Origin of the sequence: Olsenella sp. KH3B4 (genome assembly GCA_900111695.1) — a bacterium.
Classification (GTDB): domain Bacteria; phylum Actinomycetota; class Coriobacteriia; order Coriobacteriales; family Atopobiaceae; genus Tractidigestivibacter.
The window spans coordinates 427,310-444,756 of sequence record FOHD01000001.1 but is presented as its reverse complement, the minus strand read 5'-3'; the positions used below and the strand labels follow the sequence as shown (position 1 = coordinate 444,756).

Sequence of the window (17,447 nt, the reverse complement as noted above, 5' to 3'; positions counted from 1 at the left end):
ATGACGGACGAGTGGGCGGCGGCGTGCGCCGCCGGCCACGTGACGCGCTCGATGTCGCGCAAGGCCAGGAGCCCGGACAACGCGAGGTGCGAGGGGTTCTTCGGCACTCTCAAGAGCGACTTCTTCCACGGGACCGACTGGCGGGGCGTGACGTTCGCGGAGTTCAGCGAGAGGCTGGGCTCCTACATCGAGTGGTACAGGGGCGGGAAGCCGAAGAAGGCGCTAGGATGGAGGACGATAAGGGAGCACCGTGCGGCGCTGGGTTACGCGGCGTAGCGGCGGTCCAGAGGAACGTCCGGGGTCCCTCAAGGTGGGACTTGATGCTTTGACAGTCAAATTGGTGTGGAAGAGGAGGAGCATATGGAAGACAGGTTTGGCGGAGTCTCTCGTCGAGGCTTCATCAAGGGTGGCGTCGCAGCCGCCGCACTGGCCGGTCTCGCGGGATGCGGCAAGAACAACTCTGGAAGTGCGACTTCGGGTGGCTCTTCTTCTGATGCGGGAGCCAGCACGGGCGGCGTGCTGAAGTACTACATCAACGACCCCGTTGCCATCGACCCCTACAACACGCAGGAGTCCGAGGGCACCCAGGTCGCGAAGTGCCTGTTCGATTCCCTCACCAAGTACAACTACGACACCAAGGAGCTTGAGCCGGCGGCGGCCGAGTCCTGGGAGTCCAACGACGACGCGACCCAGTGGACCTTCCACATCCGCAAGGACTGCAAGTTCCACAACGGTGACACCGTGAAGGCAGAGGACTTCAAGCGCGCCTTTGAGCGCATCTGCGACCCAACGATGAAGACCCCCTCGGACGTTGCCTACCACCTCGACCCCGTCAAGGGCGCCAAGGAGATGCAGGCGGGCGAGGCCGACGAGATCTCTGGCGTCACGTGCCCCGACGACAACACGCTCGTCTTCGAGCTCACCACCCCTATGTCCGAGTGGCCGCTCGTCTGCGCCCACCAGGCGCTCGTGCCTGTTCCTAAGGCGGCACGAGACGATCCCGACAGCTTCCTCGTTGCCCCCATCGGCAATGGCCCCTTCCAGATGGATGGCACCTGGGTCTCCGGCCAGTACATCAACGTCAAGAAGTTCGACGGCTACTACGGCACCCCCGCAAAGCTCGATGCCGTGAACTTCTCCATCCAGAAGGATCCGGATACCGCATTCAAGGAGTTCCAGGCCGGCAACATCGACTTCTGCTCCGTGCCCTCCGGCCGCCTTGGCGAGGTCGAGCAGCAGTACGGCACCTCCGATGACGGCTATACCGTGACGCCGAAGAAGCAGGTTCTCACCGGTTCTGAGGCCGCGACCTACTGGCTCATCTGCGAGATGGGAGACGAGAACCTTGGCAAGAAGGAGGTCCGCCAGGCGCTCAGTCTTGCCATCAACCGCCAGAACATCTGCGACACGCTCTTCGAGGGCTCCCGCAAGCCCGCTACCAGCTGCTTCCCGCCGCTGATTGACGACTCTCCCGACTCCACCTGGGAGTACTGCGACTACAATCCCGACAAGGCCAAAGAGATCCTTGATAGCGCTGGCTACACCGCAGACGCGGATGGCAAGCGCAATCTCACGGTGAAGCTCTCCTACAACTCCGGCGGTGGCCACGAGGACATCATGTCCATCATCCAGGGCGACTTCGAGGCTATTGGCGTGACCGTTCAGCAGAACTCCCAGGAGTGGGCTACCTACCTCACCGCGCTCGATGGCGGTGGCTTCCAACTTGCCCGAATGGGCTGGATTGCCGACTACCCCAATATGGACAACTTCCTGTACCCCAACTTCTACAGCACCTCGTCGAATAACTACGGCAAGTACTCCAACCCCGAGTTCGACAAGCTCGTCGAGGAGGCCCGCAAGGTCACCGACGAGGACGAGCGCAAGTCCGAGTACCGCGAGGCCTGCAAGCTCCTGGGCGAGGACATGCCGGTCATCCCCATCATGTTCTACGCGCACGACCACATTGGCTCCGAGAGGATTCAGAGCCTGTACTACGACCCGGCAGGCATTGCCCACCTAGGTGAGGCGAGCGTCCAGGCCTAGTCCCCACAAGCTCGTGCGGGGCATCGGGGCTCCGGTGCCCCGCCCTGTCTTTTATCGGCATCTATTCGCTCGTCCCATGCGGTGGCAGGGGAGTGACCATGGGAAAATACATCATCAAGCGCGTTCTGCAGTTCATCCCGGTGTTCTTGGGAGTCACGCTGATTCTGTTCTCCCTCGAGAACATCGTTCCGGGAGACCCAATCAGGTTGATTGCCGGCGACAAGAAGCTCGACCCCGTCACCGAGAACAACCTGCGCGCCTCCTTCCACCTCATCGAGACGAACGATGATGGCACAATCAAGTATGACGAGAACGGCAACACCATCGAGACCCCTATGTGGGAGAGGTACTTCCTCTACGTTGGTGGCCTTCTCCACGGGGACCTTGGCGTGAGCTACCAGAAGTCGGGCCAGTCGGTCTCGAACATCCTGGCAGACAAGTACCCCTACACCGTGAGACTTGCCATTGTGGCAATCATCATGGAGGCGGTGCTCGGCATAGGTGCCGGCATAGTGAGCGCACTCAAGCGCTACTCATTCTGGGACATATTTGTAACGTTCCTCTCGGCCCTGTTCGTCTCCATGCCTGCGTTCTGGCTGGGCATGCTCTTGCAGTTGTTCTTTGGCGTTTTTCTTAAGGATGCGACCGGCGGTGCCTTCTATTTGCCCATATCAGGTGCCGGTGGGCCATATGCCGAATTTCAGGACTGGATGTACTACATACTCCCCGCATTCACTCTGGCAGCAATCTCAATGGCATATACGGCCCGCATAATGCGGTCTCAGTTGCTTGAAGTCATGAACCAGGACTACATCCGTACGGCAAAGGCAAAGGGCCTATCTCGTAAGGACATCGTCATCCACCACGCCCTCAAGAATGCGCTCATCCCCGTTGTCACTTACATTGGCATGGACTTCGGCGGGCTGCTTGCCGGTGCCATTCTGACCGAGACGGTCTTCAACTGGCCTGGAGTTGGCTATGAGACATACCGCGCCATCACCCAGCGCGACTGGCCCCTGGTGCTAGGCTCGGTTACCGTCATCGTGGTCGTGGTCATGGTCATCAATCTTGTCGTTGACGTGAGCTATGCCTTCCTTGACCCGCGCATCCGCTTTGGCGCACCAAAGAACGAGAGGTAGGCAGGCATGGCAGAAAACACCACACAGACATCTGGGGCACCAAAGGACGAGAACACCCTTGGCATCTTCTCCGCGAAGGCCGCCGCAGCTGCCGTCAACGCCCAAACCTCGTCCAGAACCATGTGGGGCGACGCCTGGAAGCGGCTTAAGCGCAACAAGCTGGCCGTGATTGGCATAATCTGGATTGGGATCGTCATTGTTGTCGCGCTTACGGCAGATCTCTGGGTCCCAGGCACGCTTGGCAATCCCACTGAGACCGACTCGGCAACCATGGCCCAGAACTCGAGGCTTGCACCGTCCCCCGATCACCCATTTGGTACGGACACACTTGGTCGTGATGTCCTGTGCCGCGTTATCTACGGTTCGAGGATCTCGCTTGCCGTCGGCGTTCTTGCAACTGCCATTTCGACCGTGCTGGGCCTCATCATGGGCGCACTTGCCGCCTATTACGGTGGCATTTGGGACACCATCATCATGAGGTTGGCCGACATCTTCTTAGCCTTCCCGTACACGCTCTTTGTCATCGCGATGCTTGCGGTCATTGGGCCGGGCATCCAGAACGTGTTTATCGCCATCGGCATCCTGGGCTGGCCGTCCATCGCCCGCGTGTTCCGTTCGGCAATCCTCACTGTCAAGGAGAACGACTACGTTGACGCGGCGCGTGCGATGGGCGCCTCCGACGCGCGCATCATCGCCCGCCACATCTTCCCCAACTCCGTGGCAGTCATCGTGGTCTACGCCACGATGAACATCGGCTCCGCAATCCTTACCGAGGCTGCCCTGTCCTTCCTGGGTATGGGAGTCCAGGCACCTAATCCCTCTTGGGGCATCATGATTCAGGACGGCGCAACCTACCTGGCCACCCAGCCCTGGCTCATGATTATGCCCGGCCTCGCAATCCTTACCACAGTGCTTGCCTTCACCCTCCTGGGCGACGGTCTGCGCGATGCCCTCGACGTCAAGATGAAGGATGCCTAAGCCATGTTCGAGAAGAAGACTAGAGTGCAGATGCACCTCAAGGACCAGCCCGTCCCCGAAGGAGAGCACCTTCTTGAGGTCGACGACCTCAAGATGTACTTCCACACGCAGGACGGCGTGGTCAAGGCCGTGGACGGCGTGTCCTACACCCTCGACCGCGGCGAGACGCTCGGCGTGGTGGGGGAGTCTGGCTCCGGCAAGTCCGTCACGCACCTCACCATCATGGGCCTCATCGACATGCCCCCGGGACGCATCGAGGGGGGTGACGTTCGCTACCGTGGCCAGTCCCTCCTCAAGATGAGCGAGGAGCAGATGCAGGACATCCGCGGCAACGACATCGCGATGATCTTCCAGGACCCCATGACCTCGCTGAACCCGGTCTACACCATTGGTCGCCAGCTGGGCGAGGGCATGCGCCTGCACCGCGGCTACTCCAAGGATGAGGCACTCAAGCGCTCCATCGAGCTTCTCGACATGGTGGGCATCCCCAACCCCGAGCAGCGCGTCAAGGACTACCCGCATCAGTTCTCCGGTGGCATGCGCCAGCGCGTCATGATTGCCATGGCGCTTGCCTGCGACCCCGACATCCTCATCGCCGACGAGCCCACCACGGCCCTCGACGTGACCATCCAGGCGCAGATCATCGAGCTCATGCGCGAGATGCAGAAGAAGAACGGCAACGCCATCGTGATGATCACCCACGACCTGGGCGTCGTTGCCGACGTTGCCGACAAGATCATGGTCATGTACGCGGGTCACCCCGTGGAGTTTGGCCCTGCCGAGGAGGTCTTCTATAACTCCACGCACCCCTATACCTGGGGCCTCACCCGTTCGATCCCCGACCCCGTCATGACCGAAAAGCACCCGCTCACGCCCATCAAGGGCAACCCGCCCTCGCTCGTGAGGCTTCCCGCCGGCTGTGCCTTCTCGCCGCGTTGCCCGTATGCCACGGACAAGTGCCGCACCGAGCGCCCCGGACGCATCGAGGTTGGACCCAATCACTACTCGTGCTGCCACTATGCGCTTGACAAGGACTTTGTTGCCAAGAACGCTCCCAAGACGAGTAGGAGTGCGGGCGCGGCATCCGCGCAGGCCGAGAAGGGAGGCGAGGCCTAATGGCAGAGCCCCTTCTCAAGGTCGAGCACCTCACCAAGGAGTTCCCGGTAGATTCGAGCGTCTTCTCGCGCGAGAAGCGCAAGGTCTCCGCCGTAAGTGACGTGAGCTTCGAGATCTACCCCGGCCAGACCCTTGGCCTGGTTGGCGAGTCGGGCTGCGGCAAGTCCACCACCGGTCGCTGCATCATGCGCCTCATCGAGCCCACCTCCGGCAAGATCACCTTCGATGGCAAAGACGTCACGAAGATGAACCGCAGGGAGCTCAAGGCCATGCGCCGAGAAATGCAGTACATCTTCCAGGATCCCTATGCGAGCCTCAATCCGCGCATGACCATCGGCGAGATTGTCTCTGAGCCGCTCGTCATCCACAACGTGATGCCTGACAAGGCAGAGCGCACCAAGTACGTTGCGTCCCTTCTCGACATGGTTGGTCTGAACCCCGAGCACATCAACCGCTACCCGCACGAGTTCTCGGGAGGCCAGCGCCAGCGCGTGGGCATTGCGCGTGCGTTTGCCTTAAAGCCCAAGCTCATCATCTGCGACGAGCCGGTCTCGGCGCTTGATGTCTCCATCCAGGCACAGGTCTTGAACCTCCTTGCTGATCTTCAGCAGGAGTTTGGGACGGCCTATCTCTTTATCGCTCACGACCTCTCGGTGGTGCAGCACGTCTCTGATCACGTTGCTGTCATGTACCTGGGCAACCTCATGGAGTACGCGGACTGGAAGGAGCTCTACGAGAAGCCCTGCCATCCCTATACGCAGTCGCTCCTCTCGGCGGTCCCCGTGCCCGACCCCGACATCCAGCACTCGCGCAAGCGCATCATCCTTGCCGGCGACCCGCCGTCGCCCATCGACCCGCCCTCCGGCTGCCGCTTCCACACGCGCTGCCCGCTTGCTACGGAGAAGTGCGCCAAGGAGCACCCGGACTTCTGCGACCTTGGCGGCGGACACTTCTGCGCCTGCCACTACGGTCAGCCGTTCCCCATCAAGGATTCGTCGATCGAGCTTTAGATAACCCATCAGTTCTTGAATCAATTCGCCCCGCGTCTCGACCCAAGGTCACTGGCGTGGGGCGTTTTGGTCGTTTGGTTTCCATTCTGTTTTCCGTTGTGTAACGTAGACGTGGTGCTAGACTACCCCATGTTGTGTCGTGCTGCGTCAGACCCACATGGCGTTGCGTGACACGCAACACGTGGGTGGCCATATGGCGAAAACTCGTCCCTTTTCGTTGTGCCAGGGGGACTGCGCACCGTATGGCTCGGGCGAGCGGAACCCCCAAGGGGCGTGTCGGCACAGGCTGCCGGCACCTCTCCTTTGGTTGCGCGAACGGCACAAAGGAGTTTCGATGGCACGATTTTTAGGGTACCTGGCCAAGAGGATCGTCAACTACATTGTGATGATCTTCGTTGCGACCTCGCTTACCTACTTCCTCGCGTGCGCTTTCATGAGCCCGCGCTCGAACTACGAGTCGCGTACGCCGCGGCCGTCCCAGGAGTCCATCGAGGCGTCCCTGGACAAGGCCAACCTCAACGACAAGACCCCGGTCACCGAGCGCTACCAGCGCTGGCTCTCGAACATCGTGACCGATTGGAACTGGGGCCTCTCGCCTGCAGGCGACTCGGTGAACAACGAGATTTCGAGCCGTATTGGCGCTTCGGTCAAGCTCATGCTCCTCTCGACGATCCTCTCCATCGTGATCGGCGTGAGCCTGGGCGTCTACACGGCGCAGCGGCAGTATCAATGGCAGGACAGGTTCTGGAGCGGCCTAGCCTCGGTCTTCCTGGTCATCCCCACGGTTGTTCTCGCCATCCTCATCGTGTTCTTTGCCATCGAGATAAACCAGCAGACGGGGCAACGCATCTTCTACGTCACGGGACTCTCGAGCTATGACGGGCCCAACTTCTTCATTGGGCTGATCGACTTCCTGCAGCACATCCTTCTGCCCACGATCGTCCTCACCATCATCAGCTCCGTGGGCTACCACCTTAACCAGCGCACGTACCTCCTGGACGAGATGCACGCGGACTACGTGCGCACGGCGCGCGCCAAGGGCCTCACCAAGAAGCAGGCCATCCGCAAGCACGCCCTGCGCGCCAGCCTCATTCCCACCTCGGTGAACGTTGCCTTCTCCATCGCGAGCATCTTCACCGGCGCCGTCATGACCGAGAAGATCTTCGCCATCCACGGCATGGGTGAGTACTTCATCAACTGCATCAATAACAACAACATCAACGGTGCCGTCGCGGTCGCCGCCTTCTCGGGCGCCTGCACGCTCGTGGGTGCCCTGCTCGCGGACCTCTTCGCCGCGGCGCTCGACCCCCGCATCAAGATGAGCTAGGAGATGGCAATGGAAGAGCAGAACAACAAGAACGAGCAGCTCACCAACGCCCAGCTCGAGCTCCAGGCCGACGCTGCCGGCCCCAGCGAGGTCAAGCGCATCAGCTACGCAAACCTCATCGCACGCAGGTTCTTCAGGCAGAGAAGTGCTGTGGTGGGTCTCACCATCCTGGGCATCCTGGTGCTTCTCGCCATCTTTGGGCCCCTCATCTGCAAGTTTGACTACACCGACCCGGACTTCACGGCCATCAACGTGGCGCCCAACGCGCGTCACTGGTTTGGCACCGACGGCGGAGGCTTCGACCTCTTTGCCTGCGTGGTGCACGGCCTTGGCCGCTCCCTTGTGATTGGCCTCACCTACGCCATCCTCACGACTGCCATCTCCGCCATCGTGGGCACGGCCATCGCCTACGCGCGCGGCTGGGGCGAGAAGATTGGCATGTGGCTTCTCGACATGCTGCTTGTCATCCCGAGCTTCCTGCTCGTGGCCATGATCGTGCGCGCAGCATCCGGGACGCAGGGCTGGCTCATGCTCATCCTGGGCCTCACGGCGTTTGGCTGGATTGGCTATGCGCGTACGCTGCGCACCATGGCCCTCTCGCTGCGCGAGCGTGACTACGTGCGCGCCGCCAAGTACATGGGCGTCCCCTCGATCAAGATCATCATCCGCCACCTGATTCCCAACCTTGGCTCGATCCTGGTCATCGACACGGTCCTCGGCGTCATCAGCGGCATCAACTCCGAGACGGCCTACAGCTTCCTTGGCCTGGGCATCAAGGCGCCCGACACCTCTCTGGGCTACATCCTCTCGCAGGGCTCCTCCGCCATGCTCTCCGCCCCGTGGATCGTCCTCATCCCCTCGGTCGTCCTCATCGTCCTGTGCGTGAGCATGCAGCTCATCGGCGACGGGCTGAGGGACGCCTTCGACCCCTACTCCCGCGCCGCGGGCGAGGTGGCCGACGAGGAGTCCAAGAAGGACGAGGCCGAGAAGGCCACCGCGGCTGCTGGCAGCACCGCCGCCGGATCCGACCACGAGTAGACGGAGAAGCACGCATGTCTGACACCAACAGCACCACAACCATGGACGACACGCTTCGCTACGAGCTGCTCGAGTCCAACGGACCCAAGGGCGCGCCGACCGGCGACCCCGTCATGAGCGTTCGCAACCTGCGCGTCTCCTTCAACACCGAGGCCGGCGTGGTCCACGCCGTGCGCGACGTGAGCTTTGACCTCTGGGGTGGGCGCACCCTGGGCATCGTGGGCGAGTCCGGCTCGGGCAAGTCTGTCACGGCCCTCTCGCTTATCGGGCTTCTCGACGATAACGCCCACGTCACGGGCTCGGTGAAGCTCAATGGCGAGGAACTCATTGGCAAGAGCGACGAGGAGATGTCCAAGATCCGCGGCGCGCGCATCTCGATGATCTTCCAGGACCCGCTCTCGGCCCTGACGCCCATGTTCTCCATTGGCGACCAGCTTGCCGAGGCGCTTCTCATCCACAATCCCGAGATGCCCAAGGACCAGGTGCGCAAGCGCTGCATCGAGCTGCTCACCCTGGTGGGCATCACCGATCCCGAGAACCGCCTGGACGCATACCCGCACGAGTTCTCCGGTGGCATGCGCCAGCGCGTGGTGATCGCCATCGCCATCGCGAACAACCCCGACATCATCATCGCCGACGAGCCCACGACGGCCCTCGACGTGACCATCCAGGCACAGATCCTGGACATCCTTAAGGTCGCGCAGAGGGAGACTGGCGCCGCCGTCGTGCTCATCACCCACGACCTGGGCGTTGTTGCCGGCACCGCGGACGACGTGATGGTCATGTACGCCGGCCGGGCGGTGGAGCGCGCGAGCATCGACACGCTCTTCGAGCGTCCTTCTCAGCCCTACACCATGGGCCTTCTCGGCGCCGTGCCCAAGCCCCACGTGGCGGCCGAGCATCGCCTGGTTCCCATCAAGGGCAATCCGCCCTCGCTTGCGGCCATTCCCGCAGGCTGCCCCTTCTCGCCGCGCTGCCCCATGGCAACCGACGAGTGCCGCAAGACCGAGCCCGAGCTTCTGCCCATCGAGGCGGGGGAGGGTCACCTGGTCTCGTGCCACCACATGGACGAGATTCGCGACAAGCACCTTACCTACGCGGACGTCTACCCGGCGCTCGAGCCGTTGCTGCCCAAGTGGGCCGACGTCCCGCGCGACAAGCGACCTGTGGTGCTTGAGGTCAAGGACCTGGTGAAGACCTTCCCCATTCAGGGCAAGGGACTCATCCGCAGGAACAAGGGAACCATGACGGCGGTCGACCACGCCTCGTTCACCATCCACGAGGGCGAGACGCTTGCGCTCGTAGGCGAGTCCGGATCGGGCAAGTCCACCACACTCATGCAGATCATGGACCTCGTGGTTCCCGAGGAGGGCACAATCACCGTTCTGGGCAAGAAGACCTCCGAGCTGAAGAGCGCCCGCGATCGTCGCGAGCTGCGCCGCAACCTGCAGATCATCTTCCAGGACCCCATGAGCTCACTTGACCCCCGCATGCCCATCTACGACGTGCTGGCCGAGCCCCTCGAGGCCCAGGGCTGGGACAAGAACAAGATCAACAAGCGCATCGGCGAGCTCATGTACCTCGTGGGCATCAACCCCGACTACGTGGACCGCTTCCCGTCACAGTTCTCGGGCGGCCAGCGCCAGCGCATCGCCATCGCGCGAGCCCTGGCGACAAGCCCCAAGCTGCTGCTTCTCGATGAGCCCATCGCCTCGCTTGACGTTTCGATTCAGGCGGGCATCATCAACCTGCTTGAGGACCTGCAGGTCCAGCTCAAGATCTCCTACCTCTTTGTCGCGCATGATCTCGCCGTTATTCGCCACATCTCCGACACCGTGGCCGTCATGCACCTGGGCAAGATCGTGGAGTACGGCGATACCGAGGAGGTCTTCACCAACCCCCAGGACCCGTATACCAAGGCGCTGCTCTCCGCCATCCCCATCCCCGATCCCAAGGTCGAGCGCACGCGCGAGCGCCTTGTGTACAGCGACGGCAAGCTCATTCCCGCTTCAAGCCTGCTCCCCACGTCGCTTTCGTAGCGAGAGGGGAGACAAGCAGGCTGCTCTCAGCCTATGCGTAGTCTCACGGGCCCGGATCTACGGGCCCGTATCTGTGCCGGTGCATCACGGCGTTTGCGTTTGGTAGATTTCGCAAGAGTTACTAAATGCTGTTTGTTACCATTGCGATTTCGTTAACCAACACTTGTCTGATACCATTCTTACTGGTTCATTACGAACCGGTATCATCCGAGAGAACGGGAGAGAACATGTCTGTTTCCAACCTTTCGCGTCGTGCCTTCCTGGGCATGAGCGGCAGCGCCGTCGCACTGGCCGGCCTGGGCCTCGCGGCATGCGGGTCCGACTCTACGTCCAGTGACAACGCCAACGCCACCGGCACCGCCAACAGCACTGACGTCACCGGCACCGAGCCCCAGAACGGCTCGCCCGCAACCACGCCGCTTGACCAGCTGCCGCTTCCCGAGAAGGGCAAGGTCTACAACAACCCGCTCGACCGCGACCAGATCCAGGACGGCGGCACCCTCACCCTTCCCGCCGGCGAGATTGGCCCCAACTGGAACTACCTCTCCATCGAGGGCAACACGCAAGAGATGCACAACATGTGGGACTGGTACATGCCCACCAACCTCTTCAACTCTGACGCCACCGGCTCCAAGTTCGAGCCCAACCCGAACTTCGTGACCAAGGCCGAGACCACCGATGAGGGCGGCAAGCAGGTCCTGACCCTCGACCTCAACCCCGACGCCAAGTTCAACGACGGTACCCCCATCGACTACCGTGCCTTCCAGGCCGTGTGGACCGTCATGAACGGTACCAACCCCGACTACACCCCCGCCGCCACCGACGGTTACGACCGCATCGAGTCCGTCGAGAAGGGCGAGTCGGACAAGCAGGTTGTTATCACCACCTCCCAACCGGTCTTTCCTGCCGAGGCCCTCTTCAACCTGGTCATTCACCCCGATGCCGCCGACCCCGAGGTCTTCAACAACGGCTGGAACAACAACCCCCACGCCGCTGAGTGGGGCTATGGTCCCTATACCGTGGACTCCTTCGACACCACGCAGGTCACTTTTGTCCCCAACCCCAACTGGTGGGGCGACGCTCCCAAGCTCGAGTCTGTCACCTACAAGCAGATGGACTCCCAGGCGCTCTTCAACGCCTTCAAGAACGGCGAGATTGACGCGACCGGCACGGCCCAGAACGGTTCCCAGGAGATGCTCTCCAACTTCTCCAGCATGGACAACGCCGAGATTCGTCGCGCCAACAGCCTCTCCATTGCCAACATCGAGATCAACTCCACGCGTGGCGTGCTCGCCGACATCGCGGTGCGCAAGGCCTTCGTGCAGTGCCTCGACATCCCCACGCTGCGCTCCGTTGTGTTCCAGGGCGTGAACTGGGAGGAGGACGTTCCTGGCTCGCTGCTCACCCCCGTCTGGGCCGATGGCTACGAGAACAACATGCCGGATGACGTCACCAGCCTCACCACTGCCGACGAGCGCACCGCTGCGGCAAAGAAGACCCTCGAGGACGCCGGCTACGCTCTTGACGACGACGGCTACTACGCCAAGGACGGCACCGAGGTCGCCTTCTCCTTCACCACGTTTGGCGACTCCAACACGGTGAAGAACCGCGCTGCCGCCATCATCAAGATGGCCAAGGACGCCGGCATCAAGATCGACCAGGACGCCAAGCCCTCGTCTGAGTTCTCCACCACGCTCACCAGCGGCTCGTGGGACATCTGCCTCTTCGGCTGGGTCTCCACGCCCACGTCGGTCTGGAACGGGCCGCAGATCTACGGCTCCGACTCTCCGTCGAACTTCACGCACCTCGGCAGCGCCGATCTCGACGCCGAGCTCGCCAAGATCATCTCGATCGAGAACCACGACGACCAGATGAAGGCCCTGAACGCTGCCGAGAAGGAGGCCCTGGCCTCCTACGGCTTCGTGCCGCTGTACGCCGGTCCCGACGTTGTCGTGACCAAGCAGGGCCTCGCCAACTACGGCCCCGCGCTGTACCTCACCGTGGCGAACGAGAACATCGGCTGGGCAAAGTAGGGAAGCCCGTGTCGGCACCGCGCTCTTTGTCGCGACAGTAGCGTTTCGCCCCTCCGGCACATTCGTTGCCGGAGGGGCGTTTTGTTGCCGCGTTGGCGCGAAGGTAGTCGCTCTTCTGGAGTCGCTCTTCTCGGCGTGATTCCCGAAGCATTTTTCGTCTGACGAGAAAAACTTTCAATTCGCGCTTGCCACCATGCGAGCGTGTGATAAGATACTCCTCGCGTTCAAGGCGCACGTCGGAGTGGCGGAATTGGCAGACGCGCTAGCTTGAGGTGCTAGTGACTGACTAAAAGGTCGTGCGGGTTCAAGTCCCGCCTCCGACACCACGAGCGTTCGCGGGTCCCTGGAAACGGGGACCCGCTTTTTTGTGCCGAGTGGGATTTTGTTCCCCGGCAACGGGATTCCATTCCCCGGGAACAAAATCCCACTTGCTGCCAAAAGTGGCCCGGTGGCGCCAAAACGGCCGCGCACCCAGCACTCCGTACCATTCCCCATTCGTAGCCCGCTCGCAACCAAGATGAAAACTGAAAGCGCGACCATGTCCCTTATAGTTCCTTGTCGGCCGTAATGCCGTCGCAGGCGTCGCGGCACTATCGGGAAGGGGAGCGCCATGGAGAGTGCGATGATCGATCAGCTGACCGTCTGCCTGCCCAACGAACCGGGAAAACTCGCCCAGATGAGCCGGGCCATGGGTGCGAACAACATCCAAATTCACGCGCTTATGGTGGCGGACACCACGGACTTTGGCATCATACGCATCGTGTGCGACCGCCCGCAGGACGCCCTCTCGCTGTTGCTCGGCCTTGGTTACGATGCCACGCTCACACAGGTCGTTGGCATCGAGGTCTCAGACGTCCCTGGCGGCCTTGGGGTCCTCCTCGACCATCTGGCCTCGGCCGACCTCAACGTGGAGTACGCTTACACCTGTCCCATGGGCGGTCGAACCGTCGACATTGTGAAGGTCACGGGAGAGCCGCTTGCCATCAAGCTGCGCGAGAGCGGCCTTATGATGGTCTCGGCGGAGGAGCTCTGCACCCCGCGCCAGATCGTGTGAGCAGGCCTGCCGCCCGGGATTGTGGTTTCGAGGAAGGGGCGGCACGTGGCAAAGAACGCACTCAGCACCAAGCGCGTGGAGGGCATCGGCGAGGGCAGCCTTGCTGCCACCTTTGCGCGCCTCCTCCAGCTTATCTCAGAGGCTGTGGTGGCTTTTGACGGAGCAGGGAAGGTCCTTCTCGTCAACGACCAGGCAACGTCTCTCCTGCCGCACGGGGAGTCCGAAAGCCTTGTTGGTGCCGATGTACGTGCGCTCTTTCCGCCGGCGGGCAGCTTCGATCCAGAGGCACCCTTCTCGACAGACGCGCTGCCGTTTCCCGTCGAGGGGACGCCGGCAGTTGTGACCATGGCCTCTCTGGTGGGGGAGCCCATGCGCCTGAGGGTCCGCTGCGACCGCGTGCAGGCGGCAGGCGAGACGTACGTGTTGGTCGCGCTTCCGGCCGAGAGCGAAAGCCTTGAGGCGCATCAGGGCGAGAGGGACTTCGAGGACCTGCTCCGGGCAAACAAGCGCCTGGCAGGCGCCCTGCGCATCGTTCTCGACACGCTGGACTCGCGCGACGTCGAGACGCTCTTCTCGCGCGTGCTCGAGGAGATCACGCAGACCATGGACGCCGACGCCACGATCGTCTACCTGGCCGAGTCCGACGGTTTCCACCTGAGGGGCTTCTCGAAGTCGCTCGAGGGCGCCCGGGTGCCGCACTTCATGGCGTATGGCAAGTCAGTCGAGACCCTCGCCACGCGTGCCGGCCACGCCCTGCGACTGCGCGTGAAGCCCCCGCAGCCGCAGGAGCTGCGCCAGGGCAAGATTCGCGTGAGCGAGGTCGTGGACGAGGAGACCCGCGAGATCTTGCGCATCCGCAAGAGCCTGCTGCCGCCCTTCGCGAGCTTCTTTGCCGTGCCCGTGTGGTTTGGCGGCCACGTGATAGCCATCATCGAGGTGGGCTGGTCGCGTCCGCGCCCTCTGGGGGCAGACGACGCGCGTCTCCTCGACTCCGTTGCTCACTACCTCTCGGTGCAGCTCATGGGCGCCTTCTCGACCATGCGTCAGCAGCGTGCGGAGCGTCTCGCGCAGCGCGGGTCCGAGCTGCGCGAGGAGCTTCTGGATGCCTCCGAGGCTGACGAGGACCTGGCCTCCCGCACCGAGCAGTCGTTTGTTCAGGCGGCCGAGGAGCTTGACGCCGTCTACGTGCGCCTTGAGGAGAACGTCCACCAGAGCGTCTTGGTGGCCGAGTTGCCCATCGCGGGCATGCGCGCCGTGCCTATCGACCTCGATGCCGTCGAGAAGGGCCACGTGGAGGATAACGTGGCCGTGGTGCCGGTGCAGGCGGGCACGCGCGTCTTTGACGTCCTGCGTGATCTGGGGGAGCCCTGCGTGGGTGCCCTTGTGGACGCTGGTAAGCTCGCGGGCGAGAGGCGCTGCTGCCTTGTGCTGCGCCCCGATGGCGCCGAGCCCCTTGATTCCGGCGAGCTTTCGTTTCTCGGCACGCTTGCCGGCGACGTGCGTGACATCTTCCTGGGCGAGGAGAGGCGCGAGAAGGACAAGCGCATCTCTCAGGCGCTCCAGACGGGCATGCGCAACGTACTGCAGCGCGTGGACGGGCTCACGGCGCAGGGGATCTACTCCTCAGCAACCGAGTCTGCCTTCGTGGGCGGTGACTTCTACGACCTCATCCGCCTGCCGGGGCGGCGAGCCTGCGTGATTATGGGTGACGTCTCGGGCAAGGGCGTGGAGGCGGCATCGGTCTCGGCGGCTGTCAAGACTGCCCTGGGTGCGTACTCCTGGGAGGGACTTGCACCGGCGCGCATGGTGCGCTCGCTCAACGAGTTCCTTCTCGGCTTCTCGCGCATCGAGACGTTCGCGACGCTCTTTGTGGGCATCGTGGACCTTGCGGCGGCGAAGCTCACGTACTGCTCGGCGGGGCATCCGCCTGCGGTGCTCGTGCGGGCGGCAACGCGCCAGATTGACCTTCTCGACGTGCAGTCCGGCGTCGTGGGGGCCTTTCACGACATGGAGTACCGCGACGGCGTGGCGGCGCTCTGCGAGGGCGACATCCTCTTCCTCTACACCGACGGCACCACCGAGGCGCGCTCGCCCTCTGGCGCGTTCTTTGGCGAGGACGGGCTCCGCGACATGGTTTCCGCCGAGACCGCGGGGAGCTTCGAGGGGATTCTCGACCGCTGCCTCGCGCGCCTTGACGACTTTACCGGACGCAACCTCAACGACGACGTCTCGATGGTCGTCGTGCGCTTCGACGAGCTGGGGTAGGGCGAGCGGCGTCTGGGTGACAGCCGTGTCGTCTGCGTACTTCTCGGCATACAGCCGTGTGGTTGTGGGAAGCATTCCCGTATGGAGAGAATGCCGGACATAGCCGTTGTGAACGTCGCGGGAGACCTGGACGTGACAAGCGTGGGTGCGCTGAAGAGGACGATAGACGCGCTCATTGCTGACGGCTGTCGGCGTATCGTTCTGAATATGGGTGATGTGGGATACGCAGACTCCGCTGGGCTGGGGCTTGTGCTGTTGGAGCTCCGCCGCATGAGGTCTTTGGGCGGGCTTCTCTCGCTCACCAACGTGCGTCCGCGCGTCTACATGAGTCTGGCGCTCATGCGCATTGTGGACTACATGCCGGTTTCGCGGGCCGGGAGCAAGCGCACGGTCTCGGAGCTCGACCCGTCAGTGCTGCCGCTGTGGCGCACAACGTTTCCCGTGGACGCCGTGCACCTTTCCGAGGCTCGCGATCACGTGGGCGAGCTCATGCGTGGGATGCCCTTCTCGGAAGACGAGATCTTTGACATGACGCTTGCGTGCGGGGAGGCATTGGGCAACGCCGTCGACCACACCTGTGCCACGGGCGTGTTGGCAACCGTCACAGCCTACGACGATAGGATCGAGGTGGACGTTGCGGATTGCGGCGAGGGCTTCGAGCTGGGCGCTGACGAGGAGCCGCCCGAGACGGGCCCGGGTGCCGAGCGTGGGCGCGGCATTCGTCTCATGCGCCTTCTCACCGATGCCGTCTCCATCAAGCGCAAGCCCTCAGGGAGGGGAACCGTTGTGCGCCTGGTGAAGCTTGTGCCCGCACGCGAGAAGATTGGGGTTTCTGGCAGCGGCGCGGGAGCCTAGCGGCGTCTTCGGTTGCACCTGCTGCGGGAACCGCCCTTCCGGCACCAAATCGACGCCATAGCGGCCTTGCCCCCGACATTTCGCGGAGAATATCGCTTTCTCTGAAGCTCTCCCAGAGTTTGCCCAGTTGCCAAGAAGCTGTTTTGAGAAAAAGCGATAAACTCCGCGAGCACGGAGGCGGCCTCCGCGCTGGTGCCGCAACCAAAAAGGGCACCCGCCGCAGCGGGTGCCCAGTCTCTTCTGGAGGCGAAGCCCGGATTCGAACCGGGGGTAAGGGCTTTGCAGGCCCGTGCCTTACCACTTGGCCACTTCGCCATATGAAAAAGGCCGATTCACACCGGCCGTGAAATGCATGGAGCGGGCTACGGGGTTCGAACCCGCGACCTCCACCTTGGCAAGGTGGCGCGCTACCAACTGCGCTAAGCCCGCGACGCAGGGGATAATATACGGGAACCGTCGCGCGGATGCAAGCGAGAATTTGAAATTTTTTGAGCATCTTGTAGATGCCGCAGGTAAAGGCCACAGTATTGCGAGAAAGAATCTCTAGGTC

At 62.6% G+C, this 17,447-nt stretch carries 13 protein-coding genes and 3 tRNA genes; 14 read left to right on the top strand and 2 right to left on the bottom strand.

Annotated elements, in window-relative coordinates; all coding sequences use genetic code 11:
* The 14 genes from BMX94_RS10885 to BMX94_RS01920 all read left to right on the top strand — a co-directional run.
* Positions 1-276, top strand: a 276-nt coding sequence (locus tag BMX94_RS10885) for an IS3 family transposase (protein ID WP_091002827.1), incomplete at its 5' end; no start/stop codon positions are given.
* An 84-nt stretch (positions 277-360) separates the two neighbouring features.
* On the top strand, positions 361-2,043 hold the full coding sequence (locus BMX94_RS01980) for a peptide ABC transporter substrate-binding protein (protein ID WP_091002824.1): 1,683 nt from the start codon (positions 361-363) through the stop codon (positions 2,041-2,043).
* A 98-nt stretch (positions 2,044-2,141) separates the two neighbouring features.
* Positions 2,142-3,182 carry an ABC transporter permease gene (locus BMX94_RS01975; protein ID WP_091002822.1) on the top strand — a complete coding sequence of 347 codons (1,041 nt, stop codon included), beginning with the start codon at positions 2,142-2,144 and terminating at the stop codon, positions 3,180-3,182.
* Between the two features lie 6 nt (positions 3,183-3,188).
* Entirely contained in the window at positions 3,189-4,160 is a 972-nt protein-coding gene (locus BMX94_RS01970) for an ABC transporter permease (protein ID WP_083432334.1), read from the top strand.
* Between the two features lie 3 nt (positions 4,161-4,163).
* On the top strand, positions 4,164-5,276 hold the full coding sequence (locus tag BMX94_RS01965) for an ABC transporter ATP-binding protein (protein WP_177171286.1): 1,113 nt from the start codon (positions 4,164-4,166) through the stop codon (positions 5,274-5,276).
* Entirely contained in the window at positions 5,276-6,286 is a 1,011-nt protein-coding gene (locus BMX94_RS01960; RefSeq protein WP_091002820.1) for an ABC transporter ATP-binding protein, read from the top strand. Before BMX94_RS01965 ends, BMX94_RS01960 begins: the two co-directional genes overlap by 1 nt.
* A gap of 334 nt (positions 6,287-6,620) precedes the next feature.
* Entirely contained in the window at positions 6,621-7,613 is a 993-nt protein-coding gene (locus tag BMX94_RS01955; RefSeq protein WP_072354985.1) for an ABC transporter permease, read from the top strand.
* 9 nt (positions 7,614-7,622) lie between these two features.
* Positions 7,623-8,651, top strand: coding sequence for an ABC transporter permease (locus BMX94_RS01950; RefSeq protein ID WP_177171285.1), 1,029 nt, complete (start codon positions 7,623-7,625; stop codon positions 8,649-8,651).
* Between the two features lie 14 nt (positions 8,652-8,665).
* The gene (locus BMX94_RS01945) at positions 8,666-10,690 is read left to right on the top strand and encodes a dipeptide ABC transporter ATP-binding protein (RefSeq protein WP_091002815.1); all 2,025 of its coding nucleotides are present in this window, start codon (positions 8,666-8,668) and stop codon (positions 10,688-10,690) included.
* A 227-nt stretch (positions 10,691-10,917) separates the two neighbouring features.
* Positions 10,918-12,723, top strand: a complete 1,806-nt coding sequence (locus tag BMX94_RS01940) for an ABC transporter family substrate-binding protein (protein ID WP_091002813.1) — start codon at positions 10,918-10,920, stop codon at positions 12,721-12,723.
* Between the two features lie 235 nt (positions 12,724-12,958).
* A tRNA-Leu gene (locus BMX94_RS01935) sits at positions 12,959-13,049 on the top strand.
* Between the two features lie 284 nt (positions 13,050-13,333).
* Positions 13,334-13,777 (top strand): ACT domain-containing protein, encoded by a 444-nt coding sequence (locus BMX94_RS01930; protein WP_059054793.1) that lies wholly within the window; start codon positions 13,334-13,336, stop codon positions 13,775-13,777.
* Positions 13,778-13,822: 45 nt separating this feature from the next.
* Positions 13,823-16,042 carry a GAF domain-containing SpoIIE family protein phosphatase gene (locus tag BMX94_RS01925; protein WP_091002811.1) on the top strand — a complete coding sequence of 740 codons (2,220 nt, stop codon included), beginning with the start codon at positions 13,823-13,825 and terminating at the stop codon, positions 16,040-16,042.
* An 81-nt stretch (positions 16,043-16,123) separates the two neighbouring features.
* On the top strand, positions 16,124-16,897 hold the full coding sequence (locus BMX94_RS01920) for an anti-sigma factor antagonist (RefSeq protein WP_072354980.1): 774 nt from the start codon (positions 16,124-16,126) through the stop codon (positions 16,895-16,897).
* Positions 16,898-17,138: 241 nt separating this feature from the next.
* Here the strand turns inward: BMX94_RS01920 and BMX94_RS01915 are convergent.
* Positions 17,139-17,212: transfer RNA gene (locus BMX94_RS01915), tRNA-Cys, on the bottom strand.
* A 38-nt stretch (positions 17,213-17,250) separates the two neighbouring features.
* A tRNA-Gly gene (locus tag BMX94_RS01910) sits at positions 17,251-17,326 on the bottom strand.
* Between the last annotated feature and the right edge of the window lie 121 nt (positions 17,327-17,447).